Source organism: Blautia sp. MSK17_66, from assembly GCF_020538025.1.
Taxonomy (GTDB): Bacteria; Bacillota; Clostridia; order Lachnospirales; family Lachnospiraceae; genus Blautia_A.
The window spans coordinates 42,021-65,717 of record NZ_JAJBNQ010000018.1; the positions used below are offsets into that span (position 1 = coordinate 42,021).

Below are 23,697 nucleotides of genomic sequence, written 5' to 3' on the forward strand. Positions count from 1 at the left end.
CCTGTTCTGTCAGTCTGTATATGTCTTATTTAGCCAGGTCTTCCCACTCTGTAGTCTCACCTGTGAAGATAGCTTTTACCTGATCACTGGTCAGATCATCAATGTCATTGTCATTGTTTACTACAACTGCGATACCATCTCTTGCAATCTCTGTTGCTGTAAGATTTTCGCTTGTTTCTTCATCTTTCAGTTCACGGGAAGCCATACCGATATCGCAGATTCCTTCTGCTGCGGATGTGATACCTGTTGTAGAATCGCTCTGCTGTACTTCTACTGTGATTTTTCCGCCGTTTGCTTTTTCATAGGCTTCTTTCAGTTTTTCCATAACCGGTGTTACAGATGAAGAACCAGCTACAACAACTTTACCCTCTGCATTGCTCTGCTCATAAGCTTTTGCATCATCTGCTACTTTGATGTATCCGTTGTCCTCTACAATCTGCTGTCCGTCAGCACTCATGATATAATTTTCAAAATCCTGAGCTGCATCGCTGAGTTTCTCACCTGTTACGATGTTGAATGGACGGGATACTTTGTATGTATCATTTGCAACATTCTCTGCGGATGCCTCAGCACCGTCGATCTTAACTGCTTTTACAGTGTCATTCAAAGAACCAAGGGAAATATATCCGATTGCATTCTCATCACCTGATACAGTTGTCATCATAACGGAAGTGCTGTTTGTGATGCTTGCATCCTCTGTTGTCATATCTACTTTTTCATCACCCTGTTTTTCTTCAATCCCAAACAGCTCGATGAATGCTCCTCGTGTTCCTGAACCATCTTCACGGGAAATTACATCAATGGTTCCGCTTGCTGCGCTTGCTACAGATGCGAAAGCGGTAGTTCCAATAAGTGCTGCTGTTACGATTGCAAGAAATTTTTTCTTCATAATAAATAACTCTCCTCTTGATTTTGCTTTATTTAATTTTTTTGTTTTCCTCATTGACAAGTGCAATTATATGGAAGAAAAGTAAAATACAAAATCGTAACCCTGTAAAATCTTTGTAAAATAGAAACCTTCAAAAAACTTTGACCTGTACGCTGGCTATAGCTTATAATAAGGATATATCTGATTCTATTTTTATATCACACAACAGGAAAGGTACTTATTTATATGAAAAAAATAACTCTTATGAATACAGATCTCGAACTTTCTCCAATGGGAACGGGCTGTGTAAATGCCGGCATCAAATGGGACGGCGAGGATGCTTACCGGATTTTTGATGCTTTTCTGGATATGGGCGGCAATGTTTATGATACTGCCCGCGTCTATTCTGACTGGATTCCTTCTGAGATCGGACGCAGTGAGCGTGTACTTGGTCAGTGGCTCCGTCAGAGCGGAAAGCGTCATGACGTTATATTACTCACCAAGGGCGGACATCCGGATATGACTTCTGCCACCCCTGATATGCACGCTTCACGGATTTCTGCTGAAAACATGCGTACAGATCTGGAACTTTCTCTTCGTGCACTTGGCACAGATTATATTGATATTTATTTTTATCACAGAGATAATGAAGCGATTCCTGCAGGAGAATTAATTGAAATAATGGAAAATTTCCGAAAAGAGGGAAAAATCCGTTACTATGGCTGCTCCAACTGGAGTACCGCACGTATGAAAGAAGCAGATGCCTATGCCGCATCCAAAGGATACCGCGGTTTCACGGCAAATGAGGCATTGTTTAATATCGGTTCCTCCTCCATGCGTCCGCCTGCAGATGACACCCTGGCCATCATGGATCAGGAGATGCAGAAGTATCACGCAGAAAATCCTCAGAATCTGGCCATGCCATATATGTCTGTGTGCAGTGGATTTTTCCATAAATTATATGCCGACGGAACAGCCGCTGTAAAAGATTCCGAGTACTATACGCCTGAGAATCTCAAGATTGCCGAGGGACTTCACGGACTGATGGAAGAATACCAGATTTCTCTTACTCAGGCCGTTCTTGGATATCTTGCCTGCCGCGATTTTACCTGCCTGCCACTTTACGGGCCACGAAATACAGCGGATCTCAGAGAAGCCATGGAAACCTTCTCCATTCCATTCCTCAGAGAGTATTATCCGGAAGTATGATTGACTAATTTCCTCTAAAGTAAAGAGGGCACAGCTCATTTTATCTGAACTGTGCCCTCATCTTCTGTTATCGTTACTGTTCACAGTAACCTGTTATCTTATGCCATGCCGTTTACTGTTTTGTACTTATACAGCATCTCTGCATGATTCTGCTCTTCTACCTGAATATCTGCGAGCAGTTTACGCACTCCACTGTCACCAAAGACAAATACATTTGAATTGTATTCTCCTGATACCAGCTTTTCTGACGCAATACAGTCCGTCGCCAGAAAAGCATCCAGCTGTTTGTCCTCCGGTGAACTCATCGCCGTATAGACAGCCTTCGGCTGATACTCTTTCCCTGCATTGTCGTTGCAGTTACACTGCGGGACTTCTCCCCTGAGTACACGTTCAAGAGAATCATAATGTTCCCTTTCCTTCTTTTCCAGAGTCTGGAAAAGATTCTTCAGTTCAGGATCTTTCGCCTGCTGCGCATATCTTCCGTATTTCTCAATGCAGCTTTTTTCCTGTGTCTGTAAGTCTTCAATCGTGGTACGTTCCTTTTCTTTTAATATCATCGTATACGCTTCCTCTCTTTGATTTTGCAATACGATGACAGTATCTGCTGTGATGGGAAATATTATACCTGAACTTATAATCTTATTTCAGCAAAAATCTTATATATTTTTTCCCAGAATCACCTTGATCAGGTATTTATCCAACATGATCGTGCGGTTCCAGGGATTAAGGATCACACCTTCGATTTCATCTGCAGTAAGTGCGGTTTCAAATAATCTGTCAATATCTGTAAGAAATGTAGATTTGACATTTCCGCCCCCTTTCAGTTCTTCCTCAAAACTGGTAAATGCTGCCCACCAACTTCTTCCATCCTCTGTTTTGATCGCTTCCAGTCGGATCTGTCCATCTCCCTTTGGTGGTTCCACAGCAATGATGAACTGACCGTCCGCTTTCATACAGCGGCGGATCACGGTAAGCGTATGTGCCAGCATTTCCTGTGTGGTTTCTTTTTGAAGTCCCGCAATCGCCTCTTCTATTTTTTCGTTGCCCTGTAATCCTTTGTCTGTGTTATTGTTCATGTTTTTTCCTCTTCTTTTACAGAATATTTTTTAGTTCTCTCAATTCATGGATAATATACTCTGCCGGTTTTCCACTTTTTGATTTTTCTTCGTTATATTTTTCCACCGAAGGCACATACCAGCAGGTGGACATCCCATAGAGTTTCCCGCCTGCAATATCTGCTGTCAGGGAATCTCCGATCATCATACATTCTTCTGGCTGCACTCCCGGAAGAAGCCTCATACAACCATCAAAAAACTGTTTTCCCGGCTTATCTGCCCCTATCTTTTCTGAAACAAAGCAATAGTCAAAATATTTCAGCATATCTGCACTTTTCAGACGATTGATCTGCTGCTCGTAAGGACCATTACTTGCGGCACAGAGACAGTAGTCTTTCTTATATAAATATTCCAGAAGTTCTTCTGCGCCTTCCACCGGAATCGCAGTCAGATGAAGCAGTCTGCGGAATTCCTTTTCCATCTCGACTCCATCCGCTTCCAGTCCGAGATGTGCAAGGATTGCCTGCCAGCGCACATGAAAAAGATCGTCCATAGTCAGCTCTCTGCGCTCAATCCTCTGCCATATTTTGTTGTTTTCTTCTGTAAATACAGAAAACATTTCTGATCTGTATTCCAGTCCTGCCTTCCGGAAGCACTGCTCCATTCCCCATGCAGCACCTGCATCAAAATCCAGCAGAGTATTATCAATATCCAGAAAAAGAACTCTTATCTTATGGTTCATATAGTTTTCCTCATTTTTTCTGTTTCATCTTACCATATCACATATTTTACAGGTTTCCAAGCAAAAAGCCTTCTGTTCCCTTCATTCTCTGTAATCCGAACTGAATGCGTCGATATTTTTTATATGAAGATTCTGTAAAATCTCAATCAAACCTCCGTAAATGCTATTGTTTTCTGAAAATTACAGTGATATACTTCACAGCGTCGACTGAGGGTAAGGATTGGATCCAACAAATATCTATTACATTTTAATTATCTATCTCTTAAAGGAGTTTATATTATTATGAAAAGAAAATTGATTGTCGGTTTTTTAACTCTTTGTTCCATTACAACTGTATGTCCTTCCGTTTATGCATCCACAGAACACTACACAGACAGCAGCGTTACCGGTGCTGATTCCGGATGGTCTGACTGGACTTCCAGCTGGGCAGATACGGCAGCAGATTTTACCAAAGTATCTCTCACTCCGGGTGCAGATGACACACAGCTTAACTTTGCATGGTACAGCGAAAAAGGTGACAGTACTGCTACTCCTGTTGTCCATTTCGGAACCGATAAAGACAATCTTGAAACCTTCGAGGGTACTGCCGGCGATGTAGATCAGGAACTTACCGGCGATAAAGCATATGAATATAATCACGTAACTGTAACCGGACTTGAACCAGAGACAACCTACTACTACACAGTAGAGAAAAACGGTCAGCAGACAGACGTGTGCGAATATAAAACACAGAAAACAGATTCCGTAAAAATCCTCTATGTAGGCGATCCGCAGATTGGTGCTTCCAAAGGTCAGACCCAGGATGGTGCCGAACTGACCAACGAATCCGGTGAAGCTAATACTGCTGCCGAGAACGATGGCTTTTCCTGGAATCGTACACTGAATACCGCACTTTCTGAAAATCCAGATGTAAACTTTGTCATCTCTGCCGGTGATCAGGTAAACAAAACCGGTGAAGCCAAAGAAGAGGAATACGCCTCCTATCTGAGTGCAGACGCACTGAAAAGCCTTCCGGTAGCAACAACCATCGGTAATCATGACTCTCTGAATCCTGATTACTCCTACCATTTTAACAACCCGAACAATACAGACAACGGAAAAACTGCTGCCGGCGGTGATTACTATTATAGCTATGGCAAAGGACTTTTCATTGTCCTTAATACAAACAACTATAACGTGGCAGAGCATCAGAAAACCATCGAGGAGGCTGTAAAGGCATATCCGGATGCAAAATGGCGTATCGTAACTATCCATCAGGATATTTACGGCTCCGGTCTTGATCATTCTGATACAGATGGTATGATCCTTCGTACCCAGCTTACTCCTGTCTTTGATGCTAACGATATTGATGTCGTTCTCCAGGGTCATGACCACACCTACAGCCGTTCCAAAATGCTCTACGGTGACGGACAGACTCATCAGAACTATGAGTTCAGTTTAAACGCAGACGGCACGGACTATGACTGGGATCACGCTACAAATGTAGATACCGGCGATCAGATCACACTTGCTCCGGAAGAAGGCAATACTGATGCACAGGCTGCTCTCGATGCATTCCACGAGGACAACAACTGCTATACAATTGAGGATGTAGACGGAAATACTGTAACAGATCCTCAGGGAATCCTTTACATGACAGCAAACTCCGCTTCCGGTTCCAAATATTACGAACTGCTCTCCACACAGCAGGATTATGTAGCAGTACGCAGCCAGAACTGGCTTCCAAGTTATTCCGTCATCACAATGAGTGCTGATTCCTTCTCCATCGACACTTACCAGATCACCGATGATGGCAAAACTGAAGCTATCGATGATACTTTTACCATCCAGAAATCCGGTACAGATACATCTGCTGACACCACAGATGCTTCTGATACTGAAGCCGACGATTCTGCAAATTAAGGGGATCTGAACTCGTATGACTCACGCCAGATTTACCGGGCTGCTTTCCAGAAAAAAAGCAGTCCGGTATCTTATTTATCTTTTACTTGTCTGTGTGTTCGCTGTTTTTGTCTTTAAGCTTAATCAGGTAGAAAAAACAGAACTGGTTGTCCGGACGGGGCAGACATTTGAAAAGGGAAAAGTCACAGAAATCCTTCAGGATAATCTCGATTCCAACGGAACCCGTGTAGGAGAACAGAAGGTACGGGTAAAAATGCTCACTGGTGTACGAAAGGGAGAAGAACTTGATGTCACCAGCAGCTCCGGTTATCTTTTTGGTGCAGCCTGCACAGTAGGAATGAAGGTCATTGTCATGCAGAGCGTTGCCGGTGAGACCACGATCGCCAGCGTTTACTCTCAGGATCGTGAGTGGGTTATTTACATCTTTGCCCTTCTTTATCTTCTTGCATTATGCATCATCGGCGGTAAACAGGGGATCAAAGGATGTCTTGGCCTGATCTTTACTTTTTTCTGCGTGATCTTTGTATATCTTCCGCTTGTGTATCTTGGATATTCACCATTCTGGTCAGCAGTATTTATCTGTTTTCTTACCACACTGGTCACTATGTATCTGATCGGCGGACCGACAAAGAAAACCTGTGCAGCTACACTGGGCACCCTGGCAGGTGTTGTTCTTGCCGGTATCTCTGCATGGTGCTTCAGCAAAGCATCCGGCATTTCCGGCTACAATGTATCTGATATTGAAACGCTGATGACTCTGTGGAATACCAACCGGATCCAGGTTGGCGGACTTCTTTTTTCCGGGCTTCTGATCTCCTGTCTCGGTGCTGTCATGGATGTTGCCATGTCCATCAGCAGTGCCATTGATGAGATTTACAAACAGAATTCTTCCCTCACACGAAAAGAACTGTTTAAGGCCGGAATGCGTGTCGGAAGAGATATGATGGGAACTGACAGTAATACCCTGATTCTTGCATTCGCAGGAAGCAGTGTAAGTACGCTTCTTCTGGATTATGCCTATGATCTTCCATATCAGCAGATCATCAACTCAAACAATATTGGTATTGCGATCATGCAGGGACTTGCCGGAAGTTTCGGAATCGTACTCTCCGTTCCACTTACTGTACTGATCTGTACAATTCTTTTTCACAGAAAAGAAACTGCTGTAAAATTATGATCTTCGTGGAAAAAAAGTCTCCGGGTTCAACCCGGAGACTTTTTATACGGTAATCTTAAACCAGTCCTTCTCGTCAAAATCAACTACTATACAGTCATTTGCATAAGTACATTCCGGAAGAATGATCATTGCATGAAGTACTTCGTTATTTGCCGGAAGCGGACAGAGATGCCAGATTGCCGCATTCAGTTTTACCATGTATCCCTTCGGCACAAGAAAAGCCTTCGTCAGTTCCGGGACAGGTGTGCCGCCGGATGCCGGTGCAACATGAATAATCATGTCATCGTCCAACGCAACAATTCCCTCCCATGTAGTTGTATGATATTCCGCTGCTTTAATAATTCTCTCATCTTTGCGGACAGCAAGCGGAGAAAATGCCATACTTCCGACACAGGCACCAGAAATACGATCTGGATAAAATTTATGGATTTCACCTTCCAGCGGATGTCCCTCCGGTTCTGTCATGCTGTAGAATGTTCCATACGGTGCAAAATCTGCCGCGTTAATTTTTACTGCTTTTACCTCTCTCATATAGAAAAGCCTCCTCTTTTTAATAAAAACCCCGTTGATTCTCTCAATACATCCAGTATAACATAGTAAAAAAACAGTCTCAAGCTATTTAGGACAATAGGTGGGAATCCTCTGCAATTCAATTACCGAGATGAAAGCACAGGATTGTGCGTATCCGCACAAAAAATATAACAACAAAGATTGATTTCTTATATCTCCTGATTCTTGTATTTGTTTTCAAAAGAAAGCAGACCAGATTTATATTGAAAAGCAAGAGCATTTTGTGCTATGCTATAACCATAGTAGAAATTATGAACCAGAAGGAGAATGGAGATGCTGCTGTCACATAAAACATCCATAAAGATCAGTCAGGAATATTCCAATATCATAGGGCATATGTGTTATGCAGCATCCAAACTCTGGAATATCTGCAACTATGAACGGCGTCATTATAAAGAACTGGGACTGGAAAAGTATCCTGACTGGTATTATCAGAAAAAAGCACATAAAGGAAATCTGTGGTATAAACAGCTTCCGTCACAGACAGCGCAGGAGACCTGCAAGCAGCTGGATAAAGCATGGAAATCTTTTTATGTCCTGAAAAAGACCGGAGGGATCAAAGATCCAAATCCGCCCCGTTTTAAACAGGGAAATATACCGGTCACATACATGCAGATGGGGATCAGGCATGAGAAAGGTTCGGACCAGCTGAGGCTGTCTCTGCCAAAGGAACTGAAAAGCTACATGGAAGAAACATACGGGATCCATGAAAAATTTCTATATCTTGAAAATAAGATTTTCAGGAACATGGATCATATAAAGCAGCTGCGGATCTATCCGCCGGAAAATGGAAAATACGACCTTATTGTTATCTATGAGATTGAAGAACCGGAGCAGCTTTCTCAGAATGGACATTATTTATCGATTGATCTGGGACTTCATAATCTGATGACCTGCTATGATTCTGGAAATGGCAGGACTTTTATTCTGGGAAGAAAATATCTTTCTCTGGAAAGATATTTTCATAAAGAGATCGCCAGAGTGCAGTCTGTATGGTATGCACAGCAATCGGAAAGAGGAATAAAATATCCAAAATCATCGAAACATATCCAGAGACTTTACAGGAAAAAGCAGAATGCAGTGAAGGATTACCTTCACAAAGTGACCAGATGGATTGCAGAATACTGTAGAAAAGAAGACATCCGCTGTATGATTGTGGGGAACATCCGAAATATCCGTAAAGAAAAAGATATGGGACACAAGACCAACCAGAAGTTTCACGGACTGCCATATAACAAACTATACATCATGCTGGAATATAAGTTGAAACTGTATGGGATTCAATTGATCAAGCAGGAAGAAAGCTATACCAGCCAGTGTAGCCCGTTATCACCAGAAGTATCAAAAAGATATGCAGAAGCATCAAACCGAAAAGAACGGGGCATGTATATAACTGACGGAGTAAGATACAATGCAGATGCAGTAGGCGCGTTTAATATCCTGCGGAAATATCTTTCCGTATCCGAAAAACAGAAGGAACTGTCCGTAACCGGACTAAAGAATCCAGAAATAATAAAAGTAGCTGCATAGCCGAAAGGCAAGCAGTATTGGTGTCATGGACGCACCCTGAAAAAAGGCGGTATCCCGCCAGATTTCAGATGCTCTGGTAACTTAGTTGCCGAGTAGTTCACTTTAACCGATCCAGAATCGATTTTCCAATTGTACCCTCCGGCATTTCCACACCGAAATTTTCTGCGACAGATGCTCCTATCACAGCAAATGTATCCTGATCTTCTATAGGACCTGTCTCTTGCATCTTGGGAGAGTATGCGATAAATGGTACATATTCTCTTGTATGATCGGTTCCCGTATAAGTTGGATCATTTCCGTGATCTGCGGTCAGAATCAACAGGTCATCTTCCCTCAGTTTATTCAGCAAAGTTCCAAGTCCCTTATCGAACTTCTCAATCTCATGACCATACCCTTCCGGATTTCTTCTGTGTCCCCACAGTGCATCAAAATCTACCAGATTTACAAAACACAGCCCATGAAAATCTTCTGCACCGACTTCTGCTGCCTGCTGCATCCCCTGGACAGAACTGTCAGAATGATAGGTTTTTGTGATTCCCTCACCACAGAAAATATCATGGATCTTTCCAATACCGATCACATCCAGCCCCGCATCCTTCAATGCATTCAGAACTGTTCTGCCTGTTGGTTTGAGGGCATAATCATGACGGTTGCTGGTTCGCTTAAATTCCCCTTTTTTCATTCCGATATAAGGTCTTGCAATGACTCTTCCAACTCTCCACTCATCTTTAAGTGTCAGTTCTCTAGCAATCTCACAGCAGCGATACAGATTGGCAAGATCAAATGTTTCCTCATTTCCACAAATCTGCAGTACAGAGTCAGCAGAGGTATATACGATCATCGCACCTGTATTGATTTCCTCTTCACCAAGTTCTTCAATGATCTCTGTCCCACTTGCACTCTTATTTCCAATAACACGTTTGCCGCACCTTTTCTCAAGTTCATCAATCAGTTCCTTTGGAAATCCGGTTTCTGTAAAGGTTTTAAATGGTTTCTGTGTATAGATTCCCATCATTTCCCAATGTCCGGTCATCGTATCCTTGCCATTGCTTCTTTCCGCAATCCGCATATAACACCCCAGAGGTTTCTCTACACCTTCCATAGTGCCGCCTTTATGCAGATTCAGCATTCCAAGCTTCTGAAGGTTCGGAATATCCAGTTTTCCCATTTTATCCAGGATGTGTCCAAAGGTATCCACACCTTTATCACCAAATTCTTCCGAATCCGGCATCGCTCCGATTCCAAGTGAATCCAGGACAATTACAAACACTCTCTTATACGTTTCCATAAGCGTTCCTTTCTGCTATTATGCCTATTTCTGCTTTGCCTTTGCCTTGTCAGCACGGATCAGTTCACGGATTGCTTCCACAGCTATCTGGATTGCTTTATCTGTGTCATGTACCACCGGATTTTCCAGTCCCAGTTTCTCTCTTTCCTGATTTGCCATTACCAGAAAACAGGCACCTGCACGGACTTTTAAATACCCTGACACAACAAAAATCGCAGCAGATTCCATCTCCGATGCAAGACATCCCATCCGTTTCCAGGCCTCCCATTTATTCATAAGCTCATAGCTGACTGGCTTTGTTTCCGGTTCATGCTGTCCATAAAATGCATCTTTACTCTGCACCACACCTGTATGAAATGTACAGCCCTTTTTCCCGGCTGCCGCTACAAGCGCATTCGTCACTTCCAGATTCGCTACTGCCGGAAATTCTATAGGAGCATATTCCTTACTGGTTCCTTCCATACGGATTGCCCCTGTTGCGATTACAATGTCACCGCTCTTTACCTCTGTCTGCATTCCTCCACAGGTTCCAATACGGACAAATGTATCTGCTCCGCAGCGATACAGCTCTTCCACTGCGATTGAGGCAGACGGACCGCCAATCCCGGTAGATGTTACGCTTACCTTTACACCATCCAGCATTCCTGTATAGGTTACATATTCTCGGTTGTCCGCCACAAAAACCGGATCATCAAAATACTCTGCAATTTTCTGGCAGCGTTTCGGATCTCCCGGTAAGATTACATATCGTCCGACTTCTCCTTTTCCTGCCTGAATGTGATACTGCCTGCTCGTATCCTCTGAATAATTTTTCATATCCGTCCACCATCCTTTCCTTTGGTAGTTCTGTATTATACATGCCCTGTCTCACATGCGATTGACTTTATTTCCGTTTTCTTGTGATCCATAAGAATGTACAGGTAAAAATAATGCCCTTTACAATTGATGTAGAAGAAAGTGCCCACCAGATTCCATTCAGCCCCATAATACCTCCGAGAATGATCGCCAGCGGGATTCTAGCACTGGTAAAGGCTATACTGATAATACTGCAGAGCCGGGTTCTGCCAAGTCCTGATAATGCACCAACCGTCGTTAATTCCACACACATAAAAGCTTCGCTGAAACCTATGATGATCAGATATTCAACTGCCGTTGCAATTGCCGCTGGTTCATGGAAAAAGATCCTGGCAATCGGCTCTGGAACACATATAAATACAGCTGAGATCAGCAGTCCCCAAATGCCAACCGTCCATAAAGAAGCCTTATAGCCCTTTCTGACACGATCATTCCTGCCTGCACCATAGTTCTGTGCAATAAAAGCATTTAATGCCGCTGCAAAACCATCTGCAGTATTCCATGATATTGATTCAATCTGACCTCCGACTCTCTGCGTTGCAACAGCTTCTGCACCATATCCTGAGATCATACGTGTCAGCACCATGGAGATTGCACAATATGCCATTCCCTGTATTGCTGTCGGAATTCCAATCTTACAGATCCCCTGCAGATATTCCCGCGGGATCTTTGCAAAAAGCCTGGTTCCTTTTAATACATTTTCTTTCTTCTGTATGACAATTCCAACTATCATGATACTCATAACGATCGCCTGTGCTGTTACCGTTGCAATTGCAGCCCCGACAACACCAAGCTTCGGAAAACTTCCCACCCCAAGGATCAGCACAGGATCCAGGACCATATTTGTGGCCAGGCCGACAAGATTCGCTATAAAAGGCGTCTTTGAATCTCCCTGTGCAGTATAAAGTCCTGTCAGGGTCAGCGTCATAAATGAAAATACGATCAGCCCACAGGCAATCCTCGTATATGACATTGCCGCTGCATGAGCCTGTGCATCTGCAAGCTGAAAAAATCCTACCATCTGTCTGGTAAACAGCAGCGAAAGAATTGCATATGCCATTCCCATAAATGCGGCAAGCTGTACTGCTGCCTGCGCAAAACCGTGTGCCCTTTCTCTGTCTCCACGTCCGATACACTGTGCCACATGCACCTGACCGCCCATTCTGGCCATAGCTGCAAGTCCCTGCGAAAGCCAGGTAAACATACCTCCAACACCTACACCGGCAACTGCCTTCGAACCAAGCAGACCAATCCAGGCCATATCTGTGATGTTGTACAAAGTCCCCAGAAACGATGACGCCATGATCGGAACCGCAAGTTTCGTCAGCGTTTTTAAAATAGGACCTTTTGTTAAATTTCCTTCCATTTTCATTCCTCATCCATTTTTATTTTTCATCATCCACAAATCCTATTATACATGGTTTGGCACAGATTTTCATCCTATTTCTGGTATATAGTAAGAATCCCACATCACTGTTGTCTGTGACATGGGATTCTCTGATTTTTTTGTTCTTTCTGGTTATTTATATTTCACTGCTGTTCCATATGCGATTACTTCAGCTGCTCCTGACATGACCTGTGAAGATCCGTATTTCACACCGATCACGGCATCTGCATCCATTTCTTTGGCTTCATCCACCATGCGTTTCGTAGCAATCTGTCGTGCCTCATTCAGCATCTCTGTGTAACCTACGATCTCACCGCCAACCAGAGTTTTCATGCCTGCCATGAAATCCCTTCCTATATTCTTTGTCTGGACAACTGTTCCTTTGACAATTCCAAGTGGCTCAAAATCCACACCAGGAATGTTTTCAATACTTAGAAGCTTCATCCTCTTCTCCTCCTTCGATCTCTTTCATTCTTCCTGCAAGTGCTATGAGCGTTCCTATGATTATGATAACCGGAATCGCTGTTATAAGCAGAAGCAGTCCTAATGGAATCGGATCCTGTGTATTCGCCCACAAGATCAATACAATGGTAAATGCCATGAGCAGTATCATTACCACAGCACCTGCAATTGCTCCTGTTCTTTTTTTCTTTCGGACATCTGTTTTGCTTACATCCATAAACCTCGCACCTTCTTTCTCCATCTTCTCGATTTCTTCCAGACAGTCCTCTGCATTCAAAGAATCCAGTGATCGATGTTCCAGGATCAGACGTTCACACATCCCCTGCATCTTTGAGAGATCTTCTTTGCGATGTTCCAGTTCCCTCAGATGCTGCTCCAGGCAGATCTGCAGGCTTTTCTTTTTTTCGAAGAGGGATTTCATCTCTTCTATAGAAATATCCATCTTGCGGAACAGCTTAATTTCCTGAAGCCGTATGACATCCTCCTGATGATATTCCCTGTATCCGTTTTCTGCACGTTCTACATTAAGAAGCCCCTGCTCTTCATAAAAACGGATATTTTTTCTTGTGATTCCCACAAGCTCTTCCACCTGTTTGATCTTCATTGTACTACCTCTTGCTTTCCCGACAGCCTGAAAACCGTTTCTGTTGCTGTCTGTACTTGTTTTATACAGCTTCCATAAGGTGGAAGGTCAAGTGTTTTTTATTTTTTTACGTTTAATCTTCCTGATATTTTACAAATGTGAATGTTTTGCCGTGATTGGTCAGTTCCAGACCATCCTCTGTTTCTTCATAGGTAAACTCCATGGTATTTGATTCCATTTCCCATCCGGACGGATAGTATTCTTTATCTGTCATATCATTGTCTATTTTTATCTTTATGGTGTCAGTGTCCAGCTCTACGATCGTTCCTGCCAGGCCAGGGTCTCCGGCCTCCGCATCATAGATCATCAGAACCGGCGGCTTTGTCGTAAAGAATTCATCTGGTTCTGTAAAAATGACCATCTCCCAGAAACACTCATTATCATAATAGGCATCCTCATCCATATCATCATCATATGGAATTCCATACTGCCCTGCAAGACGGGCCAGAATCTCCTGATCCACCCCTCCACCAGATGGATGGTTCAGATATACTCCTGCTCCCACTGCTATAACCACCAGAATTCCTGCCGCAATTATTATTTTTTTCTTCATGATCATTCTTCCTTCCTGTAAAACTTTATTTTTTATTATACTTCTCTGTTTTACATTTTTGTTCCTGAAAACCATACCTTTATTTCTCACTTCTCGCTATGGTAATGATGGAAACCACAAAAAGAAACATAGGATAAAAGAGCTTCGGCATGATCTGGAAAGCAGAAATCTCTCCACCCAGCTCATTAACTGCCGAGATTGCTACAAGCATCTGTGCTCCATATGGAATGATCCCCTGGAAAATACAAGAAAAAGTATCCAGTATGGACGCTGTTTTTCGTGGTGTGATTCCATACTCATGTGACATTTCTTTTGCAATTGGATTAGCCATAACAATTGCTACGGTATTATTCGCAGTTGCAATGTCTATGGTTCCGACAAGAAGTCCCATACCCAGCTGGCCGCCTTTTTGTCCACGGAAAATTTTGCGGATCCAGTTCAATAAAGCATCGAATCCTCCATATTCACGGATCAGTGCACACATTGCAGCCACCAGGATCGCCACCATACAGGTTTCAAACATGCCACTAACACCAGATCCCACATTCGTCAGAAGTTCTACCGGCGTGATATGCCCGCCCCAAAGCATAATGAATGCTCCTGAAACGATTCCCGTCAAAAGAACTACAAAAACATTAATACCAACAATGCCGCCGATCAGTACAAGCACATACGGAAGTACCTGCAGCAGATGATAGGACTGGCTGACATGTCCCTGTATTTCTGTCTGAAAAGAAAGAAGCAGGATCACAGCCAGCGTTAGCAAAGCGGCCGGAAATGCGATCCAGAAGTTTTCCCGGAATTTATCTTTCATCGCACATCCCTGCCCATTACAGGCTGCAATTGTTGTGTCGGAAATAAAAGAAAGATTATCCCCAAACATTGCGCCACCCATGACAGATGCCACACAAAATGCCAGATCAAAGCCTGATGCATCAGACACAGCAGCTGCAATTGGAACCAGAAGTGTGATTGTTCCAACAGAAGTTCCCATTGCCACCGATACAAAGCAGGCAACTACGAACAGAACTGCCACAGAAAATCTGGCAGGAATCAAAGTCAGCATAAAATATGCCACGCTCTCCGCACTGCTTCTTCCCACTACACCAACAAAAGATCCCGCTGTCAAAAAGATCAGCAGCATTGTAATAATATTCTTGTCCCCGACACCATGTGCCATGATCTCAAGTTTTCTGTCAAAACATACGGTTCTGTTCTGCAGACATGCTACCAGAATCGCTGCCAGAAACGCGACTACGATCGGTACATTATAAAATCCCATCGGAATCTTCATCACATACTCGAACAAAATTCCCAGCCCCAGATACAGTATGAGAAATACCCCGATCGGAGCAAGAGCAAGGGCATTACCTTTTTTGTTTTTCATTATCAAATCCTCTTCCTTTTATTTATTGAAAAAGCCTTCTTTTTTCTCAATGGCATTCTCCATCATAGATTTTACCATTTCTCTGTATATATTTGAATACAATAAACGTTTTATTTTTATAATAAGCAGACCCTTATTGACAAATAAATAACCAGATGTAATAATACCCCACAGAGATAGTATTTGAACTCAAAACTATACTCTGGCTGAAATCACTGGAATCTTATATAAAAACAATCTGCCGGAACTCTTTAAGGAGAACGGACGGATAAGACTGTAACTGCAAAGATACTGAACAGTTACATAAAATCATAAAAGATATGAGCCGGTATTTATGATACAGTAACCTAAAGCATATTCTGGGCATTACAGAATATATGAAGGGATGTTTTACGTATCAGAACAGGACTCAATTTACAGGGAATCAATCAGAAGCGTTTCAGGGTCAAAGTGTATCCTGATACGCTTTTTTGCAGTTATGGAGCTGTAAGATTTTTCCTGCAGGAAAGGACTATATAAGATGACAATAGAAATGTTAAAAGGAAAAATCCACAGAGCAACCGTTGTGCAGGCAGAACTGGACTATGTCGGAAGCATTACTGTGGACGAAGAATTGCTGGAAGCTGCCGGAATACTGGAATATGAAAAAGTTCAGATTGTAGATGTAAACAACGGCAGTCGGTTCGAGACATACACCATAAGCGGAAAACGTGGAAGCGGTATGATCTGCCTGAACGGAGCAGCAGCAAGATGTGTAAGCACAGGTGACAAGATCATCATCATGGCTTACGCCGGGTATGAGCCAGAAGAGGCACGCACCCATAAGCCTGCAGTTGTGTTTGTAGATGAAGAGAACAAAATCAGCAGAGTGACCAATTATGAGAAACATGGTCTGCTCAAAGACATGTCCTGAAAACAATATCATATCAGGACATTTTGTCCGAAATTTGACAAAGTACTATAAGAACAAACCGCCATTCTGACTGATAACTATTATATCAGTTGGATCAAATGAGATGAAAGTGAATTCAGAAAAGAGGCTATCTCAAAATCTATGATAACGGTCCATTGACCGGGAAAGAGGAGATAACAATGCAGGTAACAAAAACAGTAGAAGAAACAAGAAAACAAATCAAAGCATGGAAAAAAGAAGGCAAGACTGTCGGACTTGTTCCGACTATGGGATTTCTTCATGAAGGACATGCAAGTCTGATCAAAAAATGCAGAGAACAAAATGACGTTGTAGTAGTATCAGATTTTGTTAATCCAACACAGTTTGGACCGACAGAAGATCTTGACGCATATCCCAGAGATTTTGAACGCGACAGCAAACTCTGCGAAAGTCTCGGCGCAGATCTTATTTTCTGCCCGGAACCATCTGAGATGTATCATGATCCCCATGCCTTTGTAAGTATTGATACATTGTCCGAGACACTTTGCGGAAAAACACGTCCTATCCATTTCAAGGGTGTGTGTACAGTTGTAACCAAACTGTTCCATATTGTAGCTCCGGACAGAGCATATTTCGGACAGAAAGATGCCCAGCAGCTGGCTATCATCCGCAAGATGGTGCAGGATCTCAATTTTGATATTGAAATCATAGGCTGCCCTATTGTTCGTGAGGAAGATGGACTTGCAAAATCCTCCAGAAACACATATTTAAATGAAGAAGAAAGAAAAGCTGCTCTCTGCCTGTCAAAAGCTGTAAAACTTGGCCAGTCCATGATTCATACAGGAATTTCGGCAGAAGAACTTCTCGGCAAAATGCGTGCAGTGATTGAAGCAGAACCTCTGGCAAAGATCGATTACGTTTCCATGGTAGATGCTCTTACCATGCAGCCGGTAGAAAAAGCAGATTGCAGTGTTCTCGTAGCAATGGCTGTTTACATCGGAAAAACAAGACTGATCGACAACTTCAGCTACGAGGTATAATATATGGAAAATATTCTAAAGAAAATCGGAAAAATCAGCAGCCTTGCATCCAGATATATCGGGATCATCATTATTGCTTTCTCCTGCCTTGCTTTTTTCTGGCGGGATGGCTTTGCATGGATGACCAATTATACCTCCGTCTTTCTCGGTGTGATCATGTTCGGTATGGGACTGACCATACGTCTGGAAGACTTTCGGGCAATTTTTTCCAGACCAAAGGAAGTGATCATCGGTGCTGCAGCTCAGTATACAATCATGCCAATCGTAGCCTGGGTACTATGTAAAGTCATGAAACTTCCCGCAGATCTGGCACTGGGTGTGATCCTTGTAGGATGCTGTCCGGGCGGAACAGCCAGCAATGTAATCACCTATATTGCCGGCGGCGATGTAGCACTTTCTGTCGGAATGACCATTGTTTCCACCCTGGCAGCACCTGTTATGACCCCATTTCTCGTGTACGTTCTGGCTGGAGCCTGGGTAGAAGTATCTTTCTGGGCAATGGTGCTTTCTGTAGTCAAAGTAATCCTGATTCCGGTACTCCTTGGTATCCTTCTTCATACACTTGCCGGCGATCATGTCGATAAGGTGTCTGATGTTATGCCTCTGATCTCTGTTATGGCTATTGTTATGATCATTGGCGGAATCGTGGCTGTCAATGCAGAAAAAATCTTAAGCTGTGGAGTCCTTGTGCTTATTGTTGTGGCGATCCACAATTTCTGCGGTATGATGCTTGGTCTTCTTGCAACAAAGCTTTTCCATGTAGAATATACAAGGACAACTGCTATAGCTATTGAGGTCGGTATGCAGAACAGTGGACTGGCAGTTTCCCTGGCAGCAGCAAACTTCGCCGCCAACCCACTGGCAACACTTCCAGGAGCTATTTTTAGTGTATGGCACAATATTGCCGGCTCTGTTTTTGCCAGTATTCGCCGTTCGGGTGTCGAAAAGCTCGACAAACAGCATACCAATGAAAAAGCAATACCAGAAATCTGATATCCATACTCAAAGAAATCCCGGAACCTTATGATTCCGGGATTTCTTAAACCATTACTATTCACAACAGCCTTCCAGATAAGTTACCTCTACTCCCTGCTCACTTTCTGATTTTGTATTATCCCTATCTTAATACATATTGATGTACTATCGGCTATACAAATATTCTTTCCTGATATCCGGCAGTTTTGTATTTTTTTATCTCATCAACCACTGAAATCAGTCTGACGTCTGTGATTTTATCCAGAATTTTCATCCTTCTGTCAGAAATCACTTCCTCAGATCTGCTTTTATTATAATCTTCCGGATCCATATGCCAGAAATGAAACTTTCCCCGATAATAGTCTGCCAGTTTCTGTGCAATCAAAATCCCTTCCGGATCCAGATCACCAGAATAATAAATCGTAGTTCCAGATTTTTCCAGAAGATCAAGGAGCATAAGTCCTGCGAGTCGAGGCTGACCATTCATGCACATACATGAACACTCAGCCTTTCCACAAAGCATTGCAAAAACAGACGGATTTTCTACAATATAAATTTTCTGCTGCAGACATCTTACCTCCTTCCAGTCAGAAATTACTCCAAGGGGTACCTGAAGCATATCCTTTTCTTTTTGAAATCCATCCATTCCCATATGAATAGTTCCATCTTTTTTTACTGCCTCTACATTACACACCATCGCATAATTGGATACATCATCCAGAAGAATTCCTGCTGCAAGAAAACTCTTCTGTCTTTTATATGCCGGAAATATTTCTGTACCCTCTATCAGTAAATTCCGCTGTTCCAGACTTCTGTGAATCATCTGTTCAAGTATCCTGCCGCCCACAGTTCCTCTGTCAAATGCATGCGGATTTCCAGTCAACATTGCGGCAAAAACTGCCAGGTATATTTTCTGTTCCTTTCTGTATGGCAGTTTATTAAATTCTGTTTCTGCAAGAAAATATCCAATTTCCAAAACTCTATTACAGCTGAGATATTCTACTTCATCAGGTGAAAAACATACAATGATATGTATTGCGTACCGACTGTTGACCGAATGATACTCTCTAAAACGCTGCACTTGCTTATTCACAAGATTTTTCGGTGCTTCACTAAAATCAAAAAATACATTTGTCATTCCAATCATACGATTTCTACATCTATCTGGTCGCGCTACATAATAAAGCAAGTTATTATACGCAACAAAATCATGTTTTACTTGATTTACAACTTGTAAGTTCGGCATAATTTTTTCCCTTCGTCTATTAACTGTTTTTGTGAATTTTCAATATCAATTCCTGACTCAATTTTATTTATAGCAGTAGCCAATGGATTTAATAGAATAGCAAAATGCGCTCTTTCATTTTCAGCCATTTTTTCTATAAAACTGTTTTCACCGCAGCAAAGATACACCATTAAATCGCGAGGCTTCTTAAATCCCAGTTGCTTACTTACATTATTAATTTTTACAAATTCTGTATCACTTAGGGGAAATTTGCGACTCTTACGTTTTTCATCTACAACAGATACCATATTTCTCATAATCTTTATATTATCCATCGGTACTCTCCTTCTAATTTTTTTATTTATATGTTGGTATTTATTGTCATTTTTTAATTTTTAATACTATTCCTTATGTTGTATTACTCTTTATCATAATCTTAAGGTTATAAATATTATTTATTGCTACCATACCTTGTCTAAATCTGTATATTTATTTCTATTATTATATACAAGAATACGTTAGTTGGGACCGTTTTGCATTTGCTCCTCATTCATTCTATCTTGAGCAGCTTATCATGCTATTTGTACTTTTAATAAAAAATATTTCTTTAACATACCAGTAAAAAGAAACATATAAAGGAGAATACCGAAAAATGACACACGAAAATATAGCAGATGATCTTATTACCCTTGAAGAACTTTGTGAACACCTTATGATATCAGAATCAACCGCCTATCGCCTTATGAGGTCTGGCGAAATTGAAGCCTTTAAATTAGGATCACATTGGAAAATCCCTGCTGACTCTGTAAGAGATTTCATTTCTAGGCATAAAAAATAATAATTTGTATATAAAAAACGCCAGAGATTCCTAAATATTTCAAAAATCGCTGGCGTTTTATTGATCAACTTATAAACAATTACTTCATTCAATCTTTCTACAATGCTTATCTAATAACGACCACTTTTCGTATTAGACTTGCTACTATATATATTTTTTCGATCAACAGTGCTATAAGCTTTTACCGCATATCTGTATGTAATACCTTTTTGGGCTTTTGAATCTATATAATACAGTCTTTTCGTTCTTGTTAACAGTTCCCACTTTCCATTTTCACATCTATAGACAACATAAGCAGAAGCTCCTGCAACCTTTTTCCACTGGATTTTTAATCCTGAAGAAACACTTTTTACAGTTTCTAATTGTGGTGCTGCAAGCGTAACCTGAATTTTCTTTCCGCTAGAATCATAAAGTCCATATGTTTTTTCTGTAGAAGTATAAGACCGAACTGTATAGGTATAAGTTCTTCCCAATACAATTGGAAAATCTTTTGAAGATGTCTGGGTATAAGACGTCATATTCCCTTTTAATACTGCAAGACGTTCCCATCTGTCTTTACTGTTTTTACGATAAACAATATAACCTGTCGCTCCAGTTGCTTTCTTCCAAGTTATCTTAACTTGATTATACGCTGGAGACGAAATTGAAGTCAGCACTGGTTTCTCTGCAACTGTTTTTCCTTTCATTCCATTTTTATCATAGTTACCATAAATTATTGATTTTCCAGATTTTCTATACGCTCTTACTGTATACATATAAGTAACTCCCGTTTTTATTGGAAATTTTTTGGATGAAATATGTTTATATGAATTTTCGGATGTAGTAGCTATTTTCTCCCAATGATTTCCGTTTTTCCGAAAAACACTGTAACCTGTTGCATCCGGAACGGCAGACCATGTCAAAGAAAGTTTGTTGTAACCGGCTGATTTTACTGTTCCCAGTTTGACTGTTCCCAAAGTTGTAGCAGGTTTTATTTTTAACGTAATCGTCTTCTCAGGCACATAATAACTCTCTCTGCCGTTTTCTTCGCACCAATTGCAAAGAAAAACTGGATTATACTTTATTCTAATTTTTACAGTACCAGCCTTTTTAAAAGATATTTTCTCAGTTGCTGTCAACATATGTGAAAAATTCCCATCACTACATGCTACCAAGTCTGCACCTTGTATAATTTCAAATGTTGGCTGATATACCAGTGTATGATAAAATCTATTTCCAATTATGTACTTAGATATCAATTCATTTTTTAATGCTGTATCCTGTAATGTAGAAGTTAGCGTAAACGAATCGCCAACAACTCCAGTACTTGGTGCATTAACTGTTATTGTAGGAGTTTTTATTTTTACTTTATAAACATCACCAACTATTTGGCTATCAACCCATCCCTGTGTAGTATCCTCTCCCAATTTTAACCGAAACGATACTGTTCCCGGATAAGTAGCAGTATCATAATATGCATGTACAAAAGCAGCCGACGTATCATATATAGTCGAATCCATATCGCCTGCATGTGGTCCTGTAAAATGATAATCATCGCCATATCCCCATTTTGAACTGTCCGTATTAAAATGTAATTTTTTTCCTATAGTGTCAGACGGCAAATTTATCACTTTGGCAATGCTAATTCCTCCACAACTTTCGCTTCTCAAAGTCCCAATCTGATAACCCAGTCCAATTTCTTCTGGAATATACCATATTATATTACCCTTTTTTACTTCTGCTTTAGTTTCGACCACAGTTATTGATTCAGAATCACTCCGTCCCGTCAGATCAGTTGCCGTAATCGTAGCTTTTCCTGACTTTTTAGAAATAATGTATCCTTGTTCATCAACTGACACTACTGACGAATCACTACTACTAAATTTCACGAATAAAGGGCATTCAGCATCCAATTTTTCAGGATAAAACATATAATTATCTTTCTTTTTTCACCAACTCTTACATAATCGGGAGTTCCTGCAATATTCATCAGATATGGGACAAAGACAGCGGTAGAATTTATTAAATAATTATCTGATTCTGTAAACATTTTTTGGCCTTGCAAATCATACCAGTCACCCATTATCTGATTCATATTCAATGGAGTATTGGAATAATTTTCTACTCTTGTAAAATATCTGTTACAATTTATGTAGCCTGATTCCGTAACATCAAAACTTGAACCACTATTAAATGCATTATCACCAATGTCAGTCACTGTAGATGGTAGTGTTAATTTGCCAGATAATCCTTTGTCATTTTCTTCTTCCTCTTCGTCATAATAATATCCTGTGCATCTGTAAAAAGCTTCTTCTCCAATTGTTTTCAAGCCTTCCGGCAGAATCAGGTTACCAGTAAAGCCACTGCACCCTTTAAATGCATCTCGACCAATTTGTTTTAATGTAGATGGGAATTCTAAATTTCCTGTTAAATTATAGCAACCAGAAAATGCATATTCTCCTATACGTTTCAATTTTTCAGGGAGCTTTAATTCTCCCTTAATATCTTTTCCTGCGAATGCTGAATCTCCAATCTCAGTAACAGGATAATCCTGAATTGTGTCTGGAATAATAAGTCCATTTTCAACATCGCCATCATATCCTGTTATTGTAACTTCATTTTCATCCGTAATATCATACAAAAATCCATTATACTCACTCTGTGTCACTCTCGTATTGTTTTCGGAAAATTCTTTCAATCCTTCTGTATTTTCCGAAGCTCCATCAGAAAACTCTGAGTCGTTTTGTAATACTTCCACTTCCTGATTTTCTATGCAATCTGGAATTGTTTCATTATCTGCATCAACCGTTTCTGTTTGATCTTCTATTTGTAAATTCTCATTCTCAATCACATCTGAATTTTCTGATTCTGACAATCCGTCTGTAATAGTCATTTCCTCAGCAAATATTGTTTGTACCTGTGCAGATGATAGAGAAAGAATTGACGACATCAGTATACAAATTACTTTTCTTTTCATTTCACTTTTAACCTCCCATGTATATATAACTAAAACTATATTTTATTATATCCCGTTCATTTATATAGGTAAACCCACTTTATGATTTTTCTATTAGATATTGACGAATCAAAGTTGAATATCCTAATTCATTTTTACTCTAT

Annotated in this window: 24 protein-coding genes; 8 read left to right on the forward strand and 16 right to left on the reverse strand. The window is 41.1% G+C overall.

The features are described from left to right. Window positions 1-25: 25 nt before the first annotated feature. A complete protein-coding gene (locus tag LIR34_RS10765) occupies window positions 26-889 on the reverse strand; it encodes a substrate-binding domain-containing protein (protein ID WP_173903111.1) in 864 nt (287 codons plus the stop codon). 225 nt (window positions 890-1,114) lie between these two features. On the opposite strand from LIR34_RS10765, the gene LIR34_RS10770 reads away from it, so the two are divergent. Beyond that, window positions 1,115-2,077 (forward strand): aldo/keto reductase, encoded by a 963-nt coding sequence (locus LIR34_RS10770; RefSeq protein WP_173903112.1) that lies wholly within the window; start codon window positions 1,115-1,117, stop codon window positions 2,075-2,077. Between the two features lie 98 nt (window positions 2,078-2,175). Here LIR34_RS10770 and LIR34_RS10775 read toward each other — a convergent pair whose 3' ends face one another. The 3 genes from LIR34_RS10775 to LIR34_RS10785 all read right to left on the reverse strand — a co-directional run bounded on the left by LIR34_RS10775 (window position 2,176) and on the right by LIR34_RS10785 (window position 3,874). Continuing rightward, window positions 2,176-2,634: a ferritin-like domain-containing protein gene (locus LIR34_RS10775; RefSeq protein WP_173903113.1), complete on the reverse strand. Its 459-nt coding sequence runs from the start codon at window positions 2,632-2,634 to the stop codon at window positions 2,176-2,178. Window positions 2,635-2,733: 99 nt separating this feature from the next. Beyond that, a complete protein-coding gene (locus LIR34_RS10780; RefSeq protein ID WP_161285557.1) occupies window positions 2,734-3,153 on the reverse strand; it encodes an SseB family protein in 420 nt (139 codons plus the stop codon). A 16-nt stretch (window positions 3,154-3,169) separates the two neighbouring features. Next, a complete protein-coding gene (locus LIR34_RS10785) occupies window positions 3,170-3,874 on the reverse strand; it encodes a YjjG family noncanonical pyrimidine nucleotidase (protein WP_161285558.1) in 705 nt (234 codons plus the stop codon). A 282-nt stretch (window positions 3,875-4,156) separates the two neighbouring features. On the opposite strand from LIR34_RS10785, the gene LIR34_RS10790 reads away from it, so the two are divergent. Both LIR34_RS10790 and LIR34_RS10795 read left to right on the forward strand, forming a co-directional pair. Further along, window positions 4,157-5,776 (forward strand): purple acid phosphatase family protein, encoded by a 1,620-nt coding sequence (locus LIR34_RS10790; protein WP_173903114.1) that lies wholly within the window; start codon window positions 4,157-4,159, stop codon window positions 5,774-5,776. Between the two features lie 16 nt (window positions 5,777-5,792). Then, entirely contained in the window at window positions 5,793-6,953 is a 1,161-nt protein-coding gene (locus tag LIR34_RS10795; protein WP_173903115.1) for a YibE/F family protein, read from the forward strand. A gap of 42 nt (window positions 6,954-6,995) precedes the next feature. Here the strand turns inward: LIR34_RS10795 and LIR34_RS10800 are convergent, their stop codons facing one another. Continuing rightward, a complete protein-coding gene (locus LIR34_RS10800) occupies window positions 6,996-7,484 on the reverse strand; it encodes a DUF4867 family protein (protein WP_173903116.1) in 489 nt (162 codons plus the stop codon). A gap of 312 nt (window positions 7,485-7,796) precedes the next feature. Here LIR34_RS10800 and LIR34_RS10805 point away from each other — a divergent pair, with 312 nt between their 5' ends. Beyond that, complete coding sequence (locus LIR34_RS10805; protein WP_227239925.1) at window positions 7,797-9,053, forward strand: RNA-guided endonuclease InsQ/TnpB family protein; 1,257 nt, start codon at window positions 7,797-7,799, stop codon at window positions 9,051-9,053. A gap of 97 nt (window positions 9,054-9,150) precedes the next feature. On the opposite strand, the gene LIR34_RS10810 is transcribed toward LIR34_RS10805, so the two are convergent. The 7 genes from LIR34_RS10810 to LIR34_RS10840 form a co-directional block, all read right to left on the reverse strand. Then, entirely contained in the window at window positions 9,151-10,341 is a 1,191-nt protein-coding gene (locus LIR34_RS10810) for a phosphopentomutase (protein ID WP_173903186.1), read from the reverse strand. 24 nt (window positions 10,342-10,365) lie between these two features. Further along, a complete protein-coding gene (gene udp, locus LIR34_RS10815; RefSeq protein WP_173903185.1) occupies window positions 10,366-11,157 on the reverse strand; it encodes a uridine phosphorylase in 792 nt (263 codons plus the stop codon). Between the two features lie 67 nt (window positions 11,158-11,224). Next, window positions 11,225-12,562: an MATE family efflux transporter gene (locus LIR34_RS10820; protein ID WP_161285564.1), complete on the reverse strand. Its 1,338-nt coding sequence runs from the start codon at window positions 12,560-12,562 to the stop codon at window positions 11,225-11,227. A 153-nt stretch (window positions 12,563-12,715) separates the two neighbouring features. Beyond that, the gene (locus tag LIR34_RS10825; RefSeq protein ID WP_161285565.1) at window positions 12,716-13,027 is read right to left on the reverse strand and encodes a YbjQ family protein; all 312 of its coding nucleotides are present in this window, start codon (window positions 13,025-13,027) and stop codon (window positions 12,716-12,718) included. Continuing rightward, on the reverse strand, window positions 13,008-13,649 hold the full coding sequence (locus LIR34_RS10830; RefSeq protein WP_161285566.1) for a MerR family transcriptional regulator: 642 nt from the start codon (window positions 13,647-13,649) through the stop codon (window positions 13,008-13,010). Before LIR34_RS10830 ends, LIR34_RS10825 begins: the two co-directional genes overlap by 20 nt. 112 nt (window positions 13,650-13,761) lie before the next feature. Next, a complete protein-coding gene (locus LIR34_RS10835) occupies window positions 13,762-14,241 on the reverse strand; it encodes a hypothetical protein (RefSeq protein WP_173903184.1) in 480 nt (159 codons plus the stop codon). Window positions 14,242-14,320: 79 nt separating this feature from the next. Continuing rightward, window positions 14,321-15,628: a Na+/H+ antiporter NhaC family protein gene (locus tag LIR34_RS10840; protein ID WP_173903183.1), complete on the reverse strand. Its 1,308-nt coding sequence runs from the start codon at window positions 15,626-15,628 to the stop codon at window positions 14,321-14,323. Between the two features lie 520 nt (window positions 15,629-16,148). Between LIR34_RS10840 and panD the strand changes: the two genes are divergently transcribed. The 3 genes from panD to LIR34_RS10855 all read left to right on the forward strand — a co-directional run bounded on the left by panD (window position 16,149) and on the right by LIR34_RS10855 (window position 18,553). Beyond that, complete coding sequence (panD, locus tag LIR34_RS10845) at window positions 16,149-16,541, forward strand: aspartate 1-decarboxylase (protein WP_161285571.1); 393 nt, start codon at window positions 16,149-16,151, stop codon at window positions 16,539-16,541. A gap of 179 nt (window positions 16,542-16,720) precedes the next feature. After that, entirely contained in the window at window positions 16,721-17,560 is an 840-nt protein-coding gene (gene panC, locus LIR34_RS10850; protein WP_173903182.1) for a pantoate--beta-alanine ligase, read from the forward strand. Between the two features lie 3 nt (window positions 17,561-17,563). After that, window positions 17,564-18,553, forward strand: a complete 990-nt coding sequence (locus tag LIR34_RS10855; RefSeq protein WP_173903181.1) for a bile acid:sodium symporter family protein — start codon at window positions 17,564-17,566, stop codon at window positions 18,551-18,553. Window positions 18,554-18,707: 154 nt separating this feature from the next. Here the strand turns inward: LIR34_RS10855 and LIR34_RS10860 are convergent, their stop codons facing one another. Together LIR34_RS10860 and LIR34_RS10865 are read right to left on the reverse strand one after the other, a co-directional pair. Beyond that, window positions 18,708-19,511: a DUF2399 domain-containing protein gene (locus tag LIR34_RS10860; protein WP_265107723.1), complete on the reverse strand. Its 804-nt coding sequence runs from the start codon at window positions 19,509-19,511 to the stop codon at window positions 18,708-18,710. Between the two features lie 248 nt (window positions 19,512-19,759). Next, a complete protein-coding gene (locus tag LIR34_RS10865; protein ID WP_161285581.1) occupies window positions 19,760-20,095 on the reverse strand; it encodes a hypothetical protein in 336 nt (111 codons plus the stop codon). Between the two features lie 317 nt (window positions 20,096-20,412). Between LIR34_RS10865 and LIR34_RS10870 the strand changes: the two genes are divergently transcribed. Then, complete coding sequence (locus LIR34_RS10870) at window positions 20,413-20,598, forward strand: helix-turn-helix domain-containing protein (RefSeq protein WP_161285582.1); 186 nt, start codon at window positions 20,413-20,415, stop codon at window positions 20,596-20,598. A 110-nt stretch (window positions 20,599-20,708) separates the two neighbouring features. Here the strand turns inward: LIR34_RS10870 and LIR34_RS10875 are convergent, their stop codons facing one another. Further along, window positions 20,709-22,508, reverse strand: a complete 1,800-nt coding sequence (locus LIR34_RS10875) for a hypothetical protein (protein WP_173903179.1) — start codon at window positions 22,506-22,508, stop codon at window positions 20,709-20,711. Then, entirely contained in the window at window positions 22,463-23,554 is a 1,092-nt protein-coding gene (locus LIR34_RS10880; RefSeq protein ID WP_173903178.1) for a leucine-rich repeat domain-containing protein, read from the reverse strand. The genes LIR34_RS10875 and LIR34_RS10880 overlap by 46 nt, the downstream gene beginning before the upstream one ends. Between the last annotated feature and the right edge of the window lie 143 nt (window positions 23,555-23,697).